The sequence below is a fragment of the Nocardia sp. NPDC049737 genome (assembly GCF_040674755.1).
In the GTDB taxonomy this organism is placed as follows: Bacteria; Actinomycetota; Actinomycetes; order Mycobacteriales; family Mycobacteriaceae; genus Nocardia.
Window position 1 is genome coordinate 40376 of the sequence record NZ_JBFANH010000018.1, and the last position, 15637, is coordinate 56012.

General features: G+C 65.0%; 15 protein-coding genes and 2 pseudogenes. 5 read left to right on the forward strand and 12 right to left on the reverse strand.

What is annotated here, in order from left to right:
- Positions 1-725: 725 nt before the first annotated feature.
- From AB0J47_RS23660 to AB0J47_RS23685, 6 genes and pseudogenes are all read right to left on the reverse strand, one after another.
- Positions 726-1319, reverse strand: coding sequence for a TetR family transcriptional regulator (locus tag AB0J47_RS23660; RefSeq protein ID WP_364349723.1), 594 nt, complete (start codon positions 1317-1319; stop codon positions 726-728).
- Between the two features lie 71 nt (positions 1320-1390).
- The gene (locus tag AB0J47_RS23665) at positions 1391-3016 is read right to left on the reverse strand and encodes an acyl-CoA synthetase (protein ID WP_364349726.1); all 1626 of its coding nucleotides are present in this window, start codon (positions 3014-3016) and stop codon (positions 1391-1393) included.
- Between the two features lie 183 nt (positions 3017-3199).
- Positions 3200-3322, reverse strand: a pseudogene (locus tag AB0J47_RS23670) (nuclear transport factor 2 family protein); the annotation flags it as partial.
- A gap of 55 nt (positions 3323-3377) precedes the next feature.
- Positions 3378-3578, reverse strand: a complete 201-nt coding sequence (locus tag AB0J47_RS23675) for a ferredoxin (protein ID WP_329408583.1) — start codon at positions 3576-3578, stop codon at positions 3378-3380.
- On the reverse strand, positions 3575-4372 hold the full coding sequence (locus AB0J47_RS23680) for an SDR family oxidoreductase (protein WP_364349730.1): 798 nt from the start codon (positions 4370-4372) through the stop codon (positions 3575-3577). The genes AB0J47_RS23675 and AB0J47_RS23680 overlap by 4 nt, the downstream gene beginning before the upstream one ends.
- A complete protein-coding gene (locus AB0J47_RS23685; RefSeq protein ID WP_364349733.1) occupies positions 4372-5577 on the reverse strand; it encodes a cytochrome P450 in 1206 nt (401 codons plus the stop codon). The genes AB0J47_RS23680 and AB0J47_RS23685 overlap by 1 nt, the downstream gene beginning before the upstream one ends.
- Positions 5578-5881: 304 nt before the next feature.
- Here AB0J47_RS23685 and AB0J47_RS23690 point away from each other — a divergent pair, with 304 nt between their 5' ends.
- Entirely contained in the window at positions 5882-6706 is an 825-nt protein-coding gene (locus AB0J47_RS23690; RefSeq protein ID WP_364350144.1) for an LLM class F420-dependent oxidoreductase, read from the forward strand.
- A gap of 54 nt (positions 6707-6760) precedes the next feature.
- Complete coding sequence (locus AB0J47_RS23695; RefSeq protein WP_364349736.1) at positions 6761-7639, forward strand: SDR family oxidoreductase; 879 nt, start codon at positions 6761-6763, stop codon at positions 7637-7639.
- 43 nt (positions 7640-7682) lie between these two features.
- Here the strand turns inward: AB0J47_RS23695 and AB0J47_RS23700 are convergent, their stop codons facing one another.
- Both AB0J47_RS23700 and AB0J47_RS23705 read right to left on the reverse strand, forming a co-directional pair.
- Positions 7683-8588, reverse strand: a complete 906-nt coding sequence (locus AB0J47_RS23700; RefSeq protein ID WP_364349739.1) for a hypothetical protein — start codon at positions 8586-8588, stop codon at positions 7683-7685.
- A 151-nt stretch (positions 8589-8739) separates the two neighbouring features.
- Entirely contained in the window at positions 8740-9345 is a 606-nt protein-coding gene (locus tag AB0J47_RS23705; protein ID WP_364349742.1) for a TetR/AcrR family transcriptional regulator, read from the reverse strand.
- Positions 9346-9440: 95 nt separating this feature from the next.
- Here AB0J47_RS23705 and AB0J47_RS23710 point away from each other — a divergent pair, with 95 nt between their 5' ends.
- Positions 9441-10616 (forward strand): aromatic ring-hydroxylating dioxygenase subunit alpha, encoded by a 1176-nt coding sequence (locus AB0J47_RS23710; RefSeq protein ID WP_364349745.1) that lies wholly within the window; start codon positions 9441-9443, stop codon positions 10614-10616.
- Positions 10617-10757: 141 nt separating this feature from the next.
- Here the strand turns inward: AB0J47_RS23710 and AB0J47_RS23715 are convergent.
- Positions 10758-10949 (reverse strand): annotated as a pseudogene (locus tag AB0J47_RS23715) (amidohydrolase family protein); the annotation flags it as partial.
- 203 nt (positions 10950-11152) lie between these two features.
- Entirely contained in the window at positions 11153-11899 is a 747-nt protein-coding gene (locus AB0J47_RS23720; RefSeq protein WP_364349748.1) for a MerR family transcriptional regulator, read from the reverse strand.
- Between the two features lie 34 nt (positions 11900-11933).
- Here AB0J47_RS23720 and AB0J47_RS23725 point away from each other — a divergent pair, with 34 nt between their 5' ends.
- A complete protein-coding gene (locus AB0J47_RS23725; protein ID WP_364349751.1) occupies positions 11934-12434 on the forward strand; it encodes a DUF6194 family protein in 501 nt (166 codons plus the stop codon).
- 278 nt (positions 12435-12712) lie between these two features.
- A complete protein-coding gene (locus tag AB0J47_RS23730; RefSeq protein ID WP_364350153.1) occupies positions 12713-13093 on the forward strand; it encodes a hypothetical protein in 381 nt (126 codons plus the stop codon).
- On the opposite strand, the gene AB0J47_RS23735 is transcribed toward AB0J47_RS23730, so the two are convergent.
- Together AB0J47_RS23735 and AB0J47_RS23740 are read right to left on the reverse strand one after the other, a co-directional pair.
- On the reverse strand, positions 13068-15080 hold the full coding sequence (locus tag AB0J47_RS23735; RefSeq protein WP_364349754.1) for a caspase family protein: 2013 nt from the start codon (positions 15078-15080) through the stop codon (positions 13068-13070). The two genes, AB0J47_RS23730 and AB0J47_RS23735, sit on opposite strands and share 26 nt — an antisense overlap.
- A 269-nt stretch (positions 15081-15349) precedes the next feature.
- Positions 15350-15622 (reverse strand): hypothetical protein, encoded by a 273-nt coding sequence (locus AB0J47_RS23740; RefSeq protein WP_364349757.1) that lies wholly within the window; start codon positions 15620-15622, stop codon positions 15350-15352.
- Positions 15623-15637: the final 15 nt, after the last annotated feature.

Below are 15637 nucleotides of genomic sequence, written 5' to 3' on the forward strand. Positions count from 1 at the left end.
ACTATGGTTAAAGCTGCGCGACAAGGCTTCCGGCGTTTTGCCAGGCCCGGTGCTACCACCGGCGCTCGATGACGACTGCCAGTGCGCTGATCTCGTGGGCCGGGGAATGTTCGCGAAGTCCGCCGACTGCGCAGCTGTGAATGCTGTGGGCCGCCAGTGCCTGTGCGATGCGCGGCGCGTACGACGGCCACATCGCTGCGGAATGTGCCGTTGCGTTGCGCATGTCCGACGAGTCGCGGGAGAGGAGAACGATGTCGGCTTGCGCCGCAGCGTCTTTCAGGCGGCACGCTGCTCGAGCCGGTAAGAAGACGAAGAGAGATCCGAGGCGCCGAAGCTGCGAGGTGCAGCAGGTGATCCTGTGATCGTTGCCGCGGTAGCGGTCGGTCCTCCGACGCCAGGCGCACGAGTAAGGCATCGAGACGACCACGGCGACCGCAACCGCGCCGGACAGCGGTTCGGCCGGGCATGCATCGCCGGAGCAAAGGCCTAGTGTGCTGTCCCGATCACCTACTGGCTTGTTCCCGGCCTTCGGCCGTATCGAATCGGGAAGTTTCAGTGTGGACCGGCGGGTCGCGAGGAAGACGCCGGAGGTGTTGGCCCTGCTGAGGTGAGCGGATCATTTTCTACGCCTGGGCGACACTTGCCGCCCGCACCATCGCCGCGTGGAGCATTCGGACACGACGAGCCGGATGGACGAGGGACTCGTCCTCGCCGGCGTCCGCCGATCAGTTGCCGGCGCCCGGATCGGCCAGCAGGCGCCGCGTGGAGGTTTCCAGGAGGTCGGCGACCGCTTCGTAGGAGAGCAGGCCCATGCCTGCCTGCAACAGTGCGCCCGCGTAGAGCAATTCCAGCATCGAGAGACGTTCGGAATCTTTCGATCCGAGCGCATCGGCGAGTCGGCTGCGAATCTCTCTGCCGATTCGCACCCGCAGATGCTGTACGTCGGGATCGTCGCCGAGTAGGGCATTGCTGACCGCGCTCGCCAATGCTGGTTCGTTGGCTACCAACATGGAAATCTGACGCAGGACCGCGACCACACGCGTGGCCGGGTCCTCGTCGCGGGTCTCCAGTGGTGGAGCGGCGATCAGGCGGCGCCAGTACACCTCCGAGACCAGATGCTCCTTTGAGGAGAAATACGTGTAGGCGGTGGCTGTACCGACACCCGCAGCGGCGGCGACCAGTCGTATCGTTGTGCCGGAGTATCCTTCGCGGGACAACACATCGACTGCCGCCGCGGTCAGGCGGTCGACGGTGTCGGCCTGCTTCTCGGTGAGACGCCGTCGAGTTGCTTCGATGCCGGTAGATGCGAGTTCGGACATGTGTCTGGATCCTACTGTAGTCTCATGACCAGGACAATTGACATGGCCCCGATGCCCTGTCGGGCGATTCGCTATCGATCGTCTCTCCATCCGCCCCGGTGGTCCGGGATGTGGGTGGCGGCATAGTCTTTGGCCCACCGGTAATCGGGTTTGCCGCTGGGGGAGCGGGTGATGGTTTCGGCGACCCAGATGGTGCGAGGCACCTTGTAGCCGGCGAGGTGGCGGCGCACGTGGGCGGTCAGCGTGCCGAAGTCCAGCGGCCCATCGCCTGCGATGGAGACCACCGCGGCGACCTGCTGGCCCCAGCGCTCGTGCGCGATGCCGACAACCACGGCGTCGAACACCGAATCATGGGATTTCAGAACACCTTCGACTTCCTCCACGTACACCTTCTCGCCGCCGGTATTGATCACCATATTGCCGCGGCCGAGCAAGGTGATGGAGCCGTCGGCCTCGGCGCGGGCGCGGTCGTCGGTGACCACCATGCGGACTCCGTCGACGGTCTTGAACAGGCGCTCTGTCTTTGCACTGTCCTTGTAGTAACCCAGCGGCACCGAGCCGGTTTTCGCTAGCCAGCCCTGCGCGCCGGCCGCGACCGGCCGCCCGGAGTCGTCGACCACCACAGCGCCGCGTCCGGTCTGCACGCGCGGTCTGCGGCCCGGATCATCGTCCTTGGTGGCGAAACCGATTCCGCCGAAACCTGTTTCGGATGATCCGATGGAGTCGGAGACCACCGTGGACGGAAACTTCTCCAGCAGAGCGTTTTTCACCGGCTGGGACAGCAGCGCCGCGCCGGAGGCGATGGCCAGCAGCGAGGACGCGTCCACCGGGACGGCGGCATAGGCGTCGAGCAGTGGGCGGGCGATGGCGTCGCCCGTGATCACCATGACCTGCGGCCGTTCGCGTTCCACCGTTCGCCACACCTGTCGCGCATCGAACTTCGACTCGAACACGATGGCGTTGCCGGTCCACAGCGCGGTGAACGTGGGCATCATCGCCGCGGCGTGAATCAGCGGCGGCAGGATCAGCCAGGTGCTGGGATCGGTCTGCGCGCCGACCCGGGATTGCTGGAATTCGTCGGCGACGGGCTCGCCGGTGTAGAAATCGATGCCGCCGCCGAGGACCCGCCACATGTCCTCCTGACGCCACATCACGCCTTTGGGCATGCCAGTGGTGCCGCCGGTGTACATCATGAACAGGTCGTCGGCGCTGCGCTCGATCTCGCGACGCGCGGGCGATCCGGCGGCGAGGGCCGCCTCGTAGATGCCAGCCGTGCTGTCGAGGTGCTCGCTGCACAGATCGTCGTCCACCACGATGGCGTGGCGCACTCCGAGCACGCGTGAGAGTGCCTGTGCCACAGCAGGTTCGTAACTGCGGTGATATACCAGGACTTCGATATCGGCGTTGTCGTAGAGGTAGCACAGCTCCTCGACGCCGTAGCGGTAGTTGACATTGATCGGGACCGCCCGCAGCTTGAAGCAGGCGAGGAGGGTCTCCATGGTCTCGATGCTGTTGTGCATCTGGAAACCGATATGGGCGCCGGTGCGCACACCGATCGAAGCGAGGTGATCGGCCAGCCGATTGGCCCGGGCGTCGAGTTCGGCGAAGGTGATGCGCCGCCCGCCGTGGATCAGCGCGATGCGTTCCGGCATCGCGTCGACGGAATGTTCGAATAGGTCAGCGAAGTTGCACGCCATGGGAATTCGTCTCTCAGTGGTGCTCAGACCACGGTCAAGGGCAGCGGGATGCCGCGGTCGGCGAAGCGGAACTCGGCGCCAGTAGTACCGAACCGGGTGATCGCGACTTCACCGGCTTCGGCGAAGGGCTTGTCGGCTCGTAGAAAACAAATCGCCAGCTCCCGGCGCGCTCGGACTTCGCACTCACCACAGCGGCACCGGCGCTTCGCCGATCGTGTACCAGCCGGGCAGCTTCTCACCCGAAGTGGCCCGTTCGATGCGCTTGCGCATGCCGTCCGACAGCGCGTTGTCGGTGATCATGTCGAGTTCGGCGCGGTCGAAATCGGCCATGGCAGGGATCCTTTCGGTTCTCGGTCGGTGGTCAGTCGTCGCCGTCGGTGATCGACAGCGCTTGGGTGGGGCAGTAGCGGACGGCTTCTGCGACGGCGGCACGGGCAGCGGGACCCGGATTCGGGTCGAGGATTTCGACCTTGCCGTGCTTGGGCACGGTGAAGACCTCCGGCGCCTCGGCCTGGCACACGGCGTGGCCTTGGCACAGATCCAGATCGACGGTGATCTTCATGAGCCGCTCCCTGCGTCGCCGGAGAGCACCCGGGCCTCGGGTTGGACTTCGGTGAGCTGAATATGGGCGCCGCGCGGTGCGGAGACGACCGCGACGATGGAGGTGGCCAGATGGGCGGCGCGCAGCATTTCGGGATGCCGCGCGAAACCCCACTTCGACCAGTCCTCGAGTACCGGGCCGATGATCTCCGCGGTGGTGTCCATGCCCATGCCGGTGAGAGTCGGGCCGGGCCGCACGAGCGAGGCCCGAGCGCCGGTGCCTTCCAACTCCATCCACATCTGCCGGGCCATGACCTCGACCGCGGTCTTGGCGGCGGGGTAGGCCCCCATGCGCGGACGGGGGTTGTTCGCGGTGTCGGAACTGATGATCACGAAATCGCCGCGCTGTCTGGCGATCATGCCGGGGATGACGCGGTTGGCCAGCCGTTGCACGCCGATCAGGTGAACGTTGATCTGTTGCAGGAAGTGCTCGGGACTCATCTCGTGCACGAGGGAGAACGACAGGTCGCCGGCTCCGGACACCACGATCTCGGCCGGGCCGAGCGCGGCCTCGGCGGCCGTGACGAAGGCGTCGACCGATGTGGTGTCGCCGACGTCGAGGTAGTGCGCGAAGGCTTCACCTCCGCTGCTCGCGATCTTGGCCGCGAGGGCCTCGCACTGCTCGATGCGACGGGCACCCAGGGCCACGGGATAGCCGAGTTCGGCAAGCGCTTCGGCAGTGGCTCTGCCGATGCCGGAGGACGCCCCGGCGATCAGGGCAGGCCGGCGGTCGGGGTGGGGTTCGAACCGTGGCATTACCGGACCTCCACGGTGATGGGAAGTTTGGCGAATCCGCGGACGTTCGTCGAGTGCACGCGTTCGATGCCGGCCTCGACGAGGTCGTAACCGCGTACGCGAGAGGCGAATTCGCGCAGGGCGATCGTGGTTTCCAAGCGAGCCAGGTGAGCGCCGAGGCAGAAGTGCACTCCCGCACCGAAACTGGCGAGGTTGCCTTTGTCGGGACGGTCGATCCGATAAGAGTCGCCGTCTTCGAACACCTCCGAGTCTCGGTTGGCCGAGCCGATGAGCAGCAGTACCTTCGAACCGGCCGGAATCGTCAAGCCGTGCATGTCGATATCGGTCGCGGCGCTACGCGCCACGATCTGGCTCGAGGTGTCATAGCGCAGTGTCTCTTCGACCCAGTCCGGTACCAGGTCGGCGTCGGCGAAAACCTTGGCGTATTCGCCCGGGTTGCGTGCCGACCAGTACAGGGCGTTGCCGAGCAGTTTGGTGGTGGTCTCGTTCCCGGCCACCACCATCAGGAACATGAATCCGATGATCTCTTCGTCGCTGAGTCGATCGCCATCGATCTCGGCTTGCAGCAGTGCGGAAGTGAGATCCTCGGTGGGCGTGCGCCGCCGTTCGGCGACCATGTCGCTGTAGTAGCCGAGTAGTTTCAGCGCGGCTTCGATGGCCGCGACCGGCACATCGAGCACGCCCTCCTCGCGGTGGACGACCAGATCGGCGAGCCGGCGTACCTCGGTGCGATCGGATTCCGGCACGCCCATGAGCTCGGAGATGACGTCCATGGGCAGCTTCCCGGCGAAATCCTCGATCCAATCGAAGGTTCCGCGCGCCAGCGCCGGTTCCAGGTGCTCGAGGGTCAATTCGTGGATCCGGCTGTCCATTTCGGTCACCCGGCGCGGCGTGAAGCCCTTGTAGACCAGCCGCCGCATGCGCACGTGCCGCGGATCGTCCATGGCGAGAAAGGACATCGTCCTGTGCGCGTGCGGGCCCCAGGCGGCGGGATCCAGCGACACACCATTGGCGCTGGACAGGCGCACGTTGTCCCGGAAGGCAGCGATGACGTCGGAGTGCCGCGACAGTGCCCAGAAGTTCAGCTCCGGATTGTGGTACAGCGGGGCGTGGGTGCGCAGGCGCTCGTAGGTCGGGTAGGGATCGTCATGGAACCGATAGTCGTAAGGGTCGAACGTGAACGGCTCCACTGTGGCCGAAGTCATTGCGCCCCTCTCCAGGAAGACACATAGCTGGACATGTGTCTGGACAGTATCACCGACTGCGGTTCATCACAAAGGCCAACTCCGAATGTCGCCACGATCCAGCGTGAACGGGGTTCGCCGCCGTGGCGAAGGAGATTGGCCCGGAGCGTTGGTCTTGCGCCCGTTCATCTATCCAAACTATATTCCGAACACTTGTCCAGACATGTATCGGAGCTTGCATCGTGAATGGCCTCGTCCCTCCCGTGGGAACGCCCCTGCTGATCGGCGGCAAGCTGGTCCCTGGCGGCTCGGGCCTTCTTCGAGCATCACCCCCGCGGCCGCCGCCCAGGCCGCCGAAGAGCGCGGCTTCCGGTCGTTCTTCGTACCGGAACACACGCGCATCCCGGTCAAACGCGAAGCAGCGCATCCCTCGACCGGTGATGCTTCCTTGCCCGACGACCGCTACACCCGCACCCTGGACCCTTGGGTGTCGCTGGCCATGGCGGCAGCGGTGACCGAGCGCATCGAACTGTCCACCGCCGTCGCCCTTCCGGTGGAGCACGACCCGATTACGCTGGCCAAATCTGTCGCGACGCTCGATCATCTTTCCGGCGGCCGCGTCACCCTTGGGGCCGGGTTCGGCTGGAACACAGACGAACTCACCGATCACGGTGTACCGCCGAACAAGCGGCGCACTGTATTGCGCGAATACGTCGAGGCGATGCGGGAGCTGTGGACTCAGGAGGAGGCGAGCTACGACGGCCAGTACGTGAGCTTCGGTCCCAGCTGGGCCTGGCCCAAGCCGATACAGTCCCACGTCCCGGTTCTCGTCGGGGCCGCCGGTACCGAGAAGACCTTCCAGTGGATCGCACGCAGCGGTGACGGCTGGATCACCACCCCGACCGAAACCGACATCTCCGCCAGACTCGAGCTGTTGCAAAAGATCTGGGCCGATGCCGGTCGATCGGGGCGGCCCCGCGTCGTCGCGCTGGATTTCAAACCGGATCCGGACAAGCTCGCGCGCTGGTCCGCCGAGGGGGTCACGGATGTGCTCTACGGGCTTCCGGACCGATCCACCGAGGAAGTCTTGCACTATCTCGATCGCCTCAGCGCCAAGCTGGCCGCCTTGGATCCATCCTCTCGCGCGTGACCCGCTGACAAGTCCATATCGCCGCGTCGATCGCGCGGCAGTGAGGAGCCGGAGATGTCCGTAGACCAGAAACTTACCGGCCGCGGGGCCGTTGTCGTGGGAGGTGGCAGCGGCGTAGGCCTGGCCGTCGCGCGCGCACTGGCCGCCCATGGCGCGGGCGTCGTGGTCAATTCGCGCAGTGCGACGGCGGTGCGCCGAGCGGCCGAAACCATTTCCCGCAGTGGTGGAAAGGCGCTGGGCATAGCGGGCTCCGCAGCGGACGAGGGGGTCGCCGAACGGCTCGTCTCGACCTGTGAGTCGGCATACGGCCGCATCGACATCCTGGTGAACTGCGCGGGAATCGCCGAGCCGTCCGGATCATCCATACTGACCGTGACAGCCGCCGAGTGGCGCGAGCTTCTCGATGCACATCTCACGACGGTCTTCAACACCTGTCGCGCGGCGGCGCCACTGATGGCGGCGCGTGGTGCCGGTTCGATCATCAATACCGGATCGTTCGCCTACCTCGGTGATTACGGGGGTACGGGCTATCCCGCTGGCAAGGGCGCGGTCGCGAGCCTGACCATGGCGATGGCCGCCGAGCTGAAGGAGTCCGGCGTTCGAGTGAACGCCATCTGCCCGGGGGCGAAGACCCGGCTGTCCTCCGGCCCCGATTACGAAGCGCATATTCGTCAGTTGCACCGGCGGGGCCTGCTCGACGAGATGAGTATGCGCGGATCGCTCGATGCACCGCCACCGGAATACGCCGCCGCGCTCTACCTCTATCTGGCCTCCGATGCCGCTCGTGCCGTGACCGGTGAGATATTCATCGCCGCAGGCGGATTCGTCGGCAGGTTCGAACGTCCGGTGGCGACGCCGCTGGGTTACCGCGACCATGCGCACGAGCAGCCGTGGTCGATGGAGGAACTGAACCACATGATCGACCGGCGTTGAGGCGGTGTCGGGGCGGGCGAGAGCGATCGTCCCGCCCCGACGGTCAGCCGCGACGGGCGGTGTCGACCATCTCGTTCAGCCGGATGAACTTGACTCGGGGGCGCTTCGTCTTCGCGCCGTTCGCACGCTCGGCGGCGTCGATCAGTCCCCAGCCGTCGCGATCGACCAGATTCGGGCATCGTCGAGTCAGTAACGCCGACAGGGCCTCTCGATCGCGGCGGGGCGGCGTCAGACGTCCGGCGAGGAAGTCGTCCACCACAGCGGCCACGGTCTCCTCCGCGTCGCGCCGATTGGTTCCGATCACGCCACGTGGACCGCGTTTGATCCATCCTGTGGCATAGACACCCGGTATCACCGCTGCCGCGCTGTCGAGGACTCGGCCGTGTTCATTCGGGATGACTCCGGCCGTGGGATCGAACGGTACATCGGGGACGGGTGCGCCGCGATAGCCGACCGCCCGCAGCACCAGTGTGGCATCCAGCCTTTCGGCGTGCGCCGTCGGCACCGCGATGAGGCCATCCGGTGTTTCGTGGAGTTCGTTGCGGACCAGGTGTACGGCATCGACTTGTTGCTTCCCACTCAGGCTCGTCGGCGAGACGTGGAATCGGAACACGATTCGCTTCCTGGCTCCGGTCCGCGCACGCGAGGCGTACTCGGCGGCCAAGGTCAGTTTGAGCCGCGTCGCCGGATCTGTGCCCGGATCCGAGAGTGCGGCCCGCACGGTGTCATCGAGATCGGCGGGGTCGACCACGATGTCGATCCCGGGCAGCTGTCCGAGGGCGAGGAACTCCGGGCCGGTATACGCAGCCTGTGGCAGCCCGCGGCGGCCCAGCAGGATGACCTCCCGAATACCGCTGTGGCGCAACGCATCCACCGCGTGATCGGCGATGTCGGTGCGGGCCAGGGAGTCCGGATCTGCGGTGAGTACCCGGGCGACATCCAGCGCCACATTGCCGTTGCCGACCTCGACAGCGAATGGGTCTCCCGGCTGTCATGATCGGCGAATCTTCCTCGCCTGTCCTTACAGCAATTCCGATCCGGAGATCGTGCACGATTTCCGGTGATGTTGTTTCTGGGCTACAAGCTGGATCGGAGTGGCATCAGGGCCTGACCCGGCCCGGCTCCAACGCCGGCGCAACCCAGCACCGTAGATAGCGCCGCATGTCCTCGCCATCGCGTGCCGGCTCGCCGGGATCGATGATGAACGACTGCAGCGTGCGCAGCATCATCTCGACCAGTTCGTCGCGTGAACCGTCGTCGAATCCCGCTGCCGCCCAGTCCACGTCGAAACGGTCCAGGATCGAGCGGCCGAAATCCCGGGCGATCGACGAGGTCACGCCCGCTGCCAGCCCACTGCGTCGGCCCGGGGTCATCAACAGCGCCACCTGCGGCTCGAGCGGTAGCCGCTCGAGTGTCAGGGCGATGCCTTCGACGACGGCGGTCGCGGGGTCGCTGATACCGGCCAGATCCGTGGCGAGTCGATCGAGGAAGTCGCCGGCCGCACGTACCGCGGCCGCCTCGAGCAGGGCTTCGGTGCCAGGGAAGTAGCGGTAGACCGTTTGCCTGGTGACTCCGAGTGTGCGCGCGATGTCGGCGATTCCGGGCTCGATGCCGCGTTCGATCGCCGAGCGGGCCGCCTCGAGGATTCGATCGACGGCCTCTGCGTCGCTGGTTGGCCTGGCTCCGGCCCAGCCGTGGGTGCGCATTTCGTCACCCTATCGCGTCGGTGAGAGCCGCGATAAGGCGAGACCATACGACTTGACATCCAATGTATGGTCGTTGCGTATGGAAGGAGTACGCGATGCACAATCAGCCCCTCATCGGTCCCGCACCCCTCGACGAGAACCTCACCCGCCGCGCCCTCGACTTCGCGTTGAAAAGCAGCACCCAGATGGCCGAGGACGTACTGCGGGTGCCGCTGAACTACTACCGCGACGAGAAGCTGACCGAACTAGAGATCAACGCCATCCTGCGGCGCACGCCGTTGGCCATCGTGCCCAGCGCCCAGCTCGCCGCACCCAACGACTATGTAGTGCGCTCCGTGCTCGGCGACTCGCTGCTCATAACCCGCGACAGCGGCGGCAAAAGCCATGTGTTCCTGAACTATTGCCGCCACCGCGGGGCCATGCCCGCCTGCGGCGCCGGCAACGCGAAGCGCTTCACTTGTCCGTACCACGCGTGGACCTATGACACCACCGGCCGGCTGGTGGGTATGCCCGGCAAGGAAGGATTCACCGGGATCGACCGTGCCACTTACGGTCTGGTCGAACTACCCAGCGAAGAACGCCACGGCTTCATCTGGGCCGTGCTGACCGCCGGAGCCGACATCGAGCTCAGCGCTCACTTAGGCCCCTTGGATGCTGAACTCGCGCAATGGAACTACGCCGACTACGGCTACCACGACGACCGCGAATTCCAGTCCGAAGTCAGCTGGAAAGGCGCTCTTGAAGCCTTCGCCGAGGGATACCACTTCCCGTTCGTGCACGGCGGAAGCGTGATCGGCCAGAACACGCTGCCCAACACGATGGTGTTCGACAAATTCGGCAACCACCACCGAATGGGCTTTCCCTTCACCTGGATCACCAACCTCGAGACGGACCCCTCCGCATCATGGGATCCCTCCCAACAGATGGGTGTCATCTACTGGATCTACCCGAACCTCATCCTGGCGAACAGCCCGGTAGGGGTGGAGATCATCGATATGTTGCCGGCCGCCTCACCCACCCGCTGCACCGTCCGTCACAGCTGGATGGGCCGCATCCCGGCTACCACCGACGAGCAGCGCGATCTATATGACCAGATCTACAACCAGGTCCACGCCGCGGTGCGCGACGAGGACTTCGCCATGCTCCCGCAATGCGGTGAGGGCGTCCGCCAAGGCCAGCACGACCACATGATCATCGGCCGCAACGAGATCGGCGTGCAGAACATGATCCGGGTGTTCGCCGACGCACTCGGAATATCGCTGCTCGACTGACATCGAGGTCGGCTTGGACGGCCCCTGCGAAACAGAGCGGAGTTGTCCTTATCGGTTGAGTGGCGAGGGGTCGAAGTTGTTGCTGTGAACGGGTGTCGCGCCGAGGGGCACGCACTGGCGGGACACTGGACCGTGACGTGATCAGTCGAGGTGGAAGACTCGGGCGGCGTTGCCGTGTAGGTACAGCTGACGGGTGGTTTCGTCCAGATCGAGCTCGTCGAGCCCATCGAGGGCGGCGGGGTGGGCGATCATGGGGTAGTTGGTGCCGAAGAGGACCTTGTGGCTGCCGGATTTGGTCTTCATGTAGGAGACCAGTTCGGCCGGGATGCGGCGGCCGCGACCGACCGGGAATTCGAGCAACCCGTCCCGGGAGTCATGACGAGTGGCGCAGGGGCCACACACCTGCGAGTAACCCCGGGCTGGTGCTCCTACCCGAGTGCGGGCGGCATCCGCAGCAAGCAATGCCGGGTTGTTGCGGGCCGGGACGTTGCTGACGGCGCCTGGGGCCACGCGAAGCCGACGGCTGGTGGGGTGTTTCAGGTTTGCGAGGTTGGTTGGATGATCTCGGACAGTGTCGCTGCTGCGCGAAGGAGGGCTAGTTGTCGTTGAGCGATGGTGTTCAGGCGGTCACCGAGTGCCTCGAGCGAGTGACTCACGTCGTGGAGGTCCCGGATCGCCGTGATGGCCTTCTGGACGTCGGGGATGCGGTAGCCAGCGGCTCGCAGGGCCGTCGTGATGCGGGCGTCTCGGATCGCTGCAAGGTGGTAGCGCCGGGCTGATCCCGCTCGGGTGATGATCCGTTCGGGTGCTACCAGCCCTGCCTGCTCCCAGAAGCGGAGTGTCGAAGCTCGCAGCCCGAGCGCCCTTGACAGTTCGGTGATGGTCATTGCGTCTGCTTCGACGGGGTCGGCGTCGGTTGTCGCTTCGTCATGTATCGCCTTCAACGCCGCACGGGCAGCCAGCGCTTGTTCTCGTTCCTGGTTGAGCCGGGTGTGAAAGGAGCACACCAGGGCTGTGGCCTGGTCGGGCGGCAGTGAGCGGATCGTGCGCATCGCGCGACGAGCCTCGACCGGTCCCACGGCGTAGGCGAGGCCGCGGTAGGCGTGCAGGTCGCGGACGTGGTCTGCGGAGAACTGCCGGTATCGGTTACCCGCTCGGATTGCGGCGGGGATAACACCGAGCCTCTCCAGGTCACGGATCTGCTGGGCCGAGTAGCCGGTCGCTGCCACCACCGCGGTGACGGTCAGCAACTCCGCTGCCAGGTGTTCTCGAGCATGAATCAACCCTCCATAAGCACTTCAAGTTCACGCTTGAACCATGAGTATGGACCAGATTCTCGAGACGATCCGAGGCTTCGACGGGGTGCTCGAGCTTGCTCCGGCCGATGGCGGCCCGTTCCCGGAGATCGCCTGGGGAGACCACTTCTTCTACTACGCGCCCGATGGCCAACTGCCGCGACGCGAGCAGCCGTACGCCACCATCGTGACGAAGAACTACCCCGATGACAGTTCGTGTGACCTCGATCGTCCCGACCGTTGGCGGCTGAACATCCACGTCGGCAGGAGCGCCTTCACCGAACTCGTCGGTGCGCCTCCGCAAGCCAGGTCGGCGGAGGTCGACTTCACTGCGGTCGACGCCGTTCTCCCTCATCCTGTGTATCGCAGACAGGGCTGGATCTCGATCATCAACCCGGACGTGCAAACCCACGAGCTGGCGGTCAGCCTCCTTCACGAGGCGCATGACGCGGCGCGTCGACGAGCGGCCCGCCGGAAGTCCACCGCGTCCGCCGATGACACAACGTCAGGCAACGATCGGTGACTCATCGCAACGCCCCGTTGTCGATCGAGGGCAGACGACGATTGATCGAGCGCTGCCGGACTCGACCGATCGCCCACGTGGCAGCAGAGATGGAGTCCACTACAACTACCACCGACCGCACAGCGAAGCCGACGGCCACCACCAGGGTCACGGCTCACGACCGGCGTCACCAACGTCTGGCCTTCCTACAGGTAGGTCTGATCTCGTCGGGCTACACTCGGGCGAGGAAAAGTCTCCTAACCTACCGGCAGCGACCATTTCCTCATCGTGGAGGTTCTATGCCCCGCGTCGTCGATGTGAACGTCAGGTTGTTCGGCGAAGATCTCGACATCGAGCAGCTCGATGGCAGCGCCCGGCAACTTCGATCGGAATTGCTGGATCTGGATGTCGATCACGTCTCCGCTGTCAGCGGTGGACCCGCTCCGACGGGTACCCGCGGACTCGGTACGGAGCTGGTCGGTCAGCTCGTCGTCGGGATCGGTCCGGGCCTGGTAGCGCTGCGTCAGCTTTTGGACACGCTGCGTGGCTGGCGGTCCAACCAAGAGCATCTCGCGATCAGCGTGCAGATAGGCGAGGATCGTCTCGAGCTGACGAATGCCTCCTCGGAGACCGAGATGCAATTGGTAGCCGCTTTTATCGAGCGTCACGCGAGTGGGTGAGCGTGGGGGCCGTGCGCGACCGTGCGGCGCTCGATTCAGATGCGACGGCGATGGCCACGGTCGTGACCGCCACCGTCATTGTCAGTACGAAGACGATGACGACTTCGGTGTTGAGGTTATCGGGCGTGGGCAGGCGAATCGAAGAATAGGCAACGAGCCCGGCCGCGCCACACCAGCCGGCGAGAAGCGCGACTCCGAACTCGCGCGGCGCCGCGATCGCGGCGCAGATCGGTACCGCCACCGCCATGACCATCAAGGCGAGGACTCCCCAGCGTTGTGGCGCATCTGAGCACGTAGTGACGGCGTAGAGGAGAAGCGGCGCTATACCGAGGCCGAGACATCCCATCGTCCGGGCGCCGGGGTCGGTGGGCAGCTGAAACCGGAGGTGCACTCCGGCCGTTCGAATGACTGTCGACGTCGCGAAACCCGCGGCGAGCACCGATAACTGGAGTGCGACGAACCACAACCACGTCGCCGCCCCCCAGTCTGTCCACGGGCCCCACTGATTCCATAGGAACCACGGCACCGTGGCATTGAATCCCAACGCAATGCCTGCGCCGATCAACCGCCCTCTATGCGCACCGAGCAGGCTTATTCCGGCGCACGCTGCCAGCGCGGCCATTACGAAGGCCGGCGCTACTGCCTCAGGACCGAGGGCGAGCACCCTCGCGTCGGACGCTCGGCCATACGGCACGAAGGGGTTGCAGGCCATCAAAACGGCGCCGCACAGCATCAAAGCACCGGCGATGCGTGGCAGCATGACCGGGTCGGATTGACGGGCATCGGCCGTCTGGACCGGCTTTCTGCTCGGCTGCCGAAATTCCCCGGACGGTTCGGCGGGAGGCGGCGGGATCCGCGTCCTGCGCTGTGGGTGGAGTCGCTGCGGTTCAGTCGAGGAAGCGGTGGCGGCTTCATCGGTGAACGGGTGCGGTGGCTGTGGTGCGATGGTGTCAGCAGCTGCCGGTGGCGGCGGTTTCGTCTGGTCGGTGATCGGCGCGGGAAACAGCGGACCGGGGGAGGGGATGTCCGCGTGGAGCGCGGCTTCGGCTGCCGCCGATACTGCGCGGCTGTCGTCCTCGGCGAGGTCGCGCAAATTCTGTTGCGCGGCCTCGGCCAGCCCGAGATGCACACCGCGCAGGAGCTTTTCGAGCTCACGAACAGCGACAGCGCGAACACTGGACAGGGGATTGTCTATCAACATTTGAAGTTCGGCAGGCAAGGGCATGGGTTCGGCCAACCGCCGGTTGCGTCGGGCGATATACAGCTCACCTTGTACACCGAATACCCATTTCCCGGGTGTCTGGTTCGGCGAGGAAGATCGGACTTTGCCGTACACGTAGTCGTACAACTCATCGAGGGTGATGAAACCGTCCTGGTTTCGATCCGCTTCGCCTGTCGAAAGACCATCGACCAACGCTCCGGTGAAGACCGACGGGTCACCATCGGCGGTGTCGGTGAGTTCTCCGCTTTCGAACGAATATTCCATCGCGCTCGACGCGGTGATCACCGCACGGCCTCGCCCGCTCAACTGTTCCAGGTGCATTCCGGTTCCTGCCCGGTGCGTCATGCCCCTTTCGAAGGCGCCCGCGTAGCAGCAGTCCAATAGCAACACGATGCGCCGCGATCGACTTCGGTTCATCCGGCGGTTCACGAACTCCGCTGCCACACCTGTGGCGCCCAGGCGCCCCAGCTTCGTGTTCGACGCGGCGAAGTACAACTCTCCGTCCTCATCCTTGACACCGTGGCAGGAGAAATGCAGAAGCAGCAGATCTTCAGGTACTCGGTCAGCGAAGAACCCCTCGACCGCCTCGCCCACCACATGTGCCGGCTCGTTCACCGACGTATGCACTTCGAAGCCTCCGATCAGTGGATCCTGCAGAACGTCGGCAAGCGCCTGCGCGTCACGGGTCGGAGCGCGCAACTTACGCAGACTGGGATCCAGATAGCTATCGCAAGCAACTATCAATGCGCTGCGTTGACCAGCCACAATTCACCTACCCTGGCACACCGACCACTGCCGTTGTCTACATTTTCTTTGGTCCGATTGCTGTTCGTGGGAGTGCATATAGTTCACCGCTCAATTAATTGCATCGGTAAAAAATATCCCGGATACTGTTCAATACTGATCGCATCGCCCACCAATTGCATGAGTAGTGCGGTACCCGACTGCCGCAATCAGGTGCTGTCACTAATGTTCCAGAGAACACCAGCCGGACTCCCCAGGACGAATTCGGTGGGGTCGTCGATATTCCGGGATCAGTCGAACAGATGCCGTCCATGGCTCGGATGGCTGCGATGAACGGGCCGGTGTTTTATCGCACGCGGCCTGCGGATCGAGTACTCGGCGGGTGTTCGTACTGCATCCGCAGTACGCGCAACGGCCTTCACTCGCACGATGCCGACGACAGAGCCGACGTCCAGCGCGCCATGTCGAAACTGGGCGTCCAGAACCGCGCCCAACTCGTCGTGATCGCCTTCCAGCCCGGGCTGGTACGCGTCGAACCGCCACGGCAGGACGGCACCGGCCACCGGTGACATCCCGCG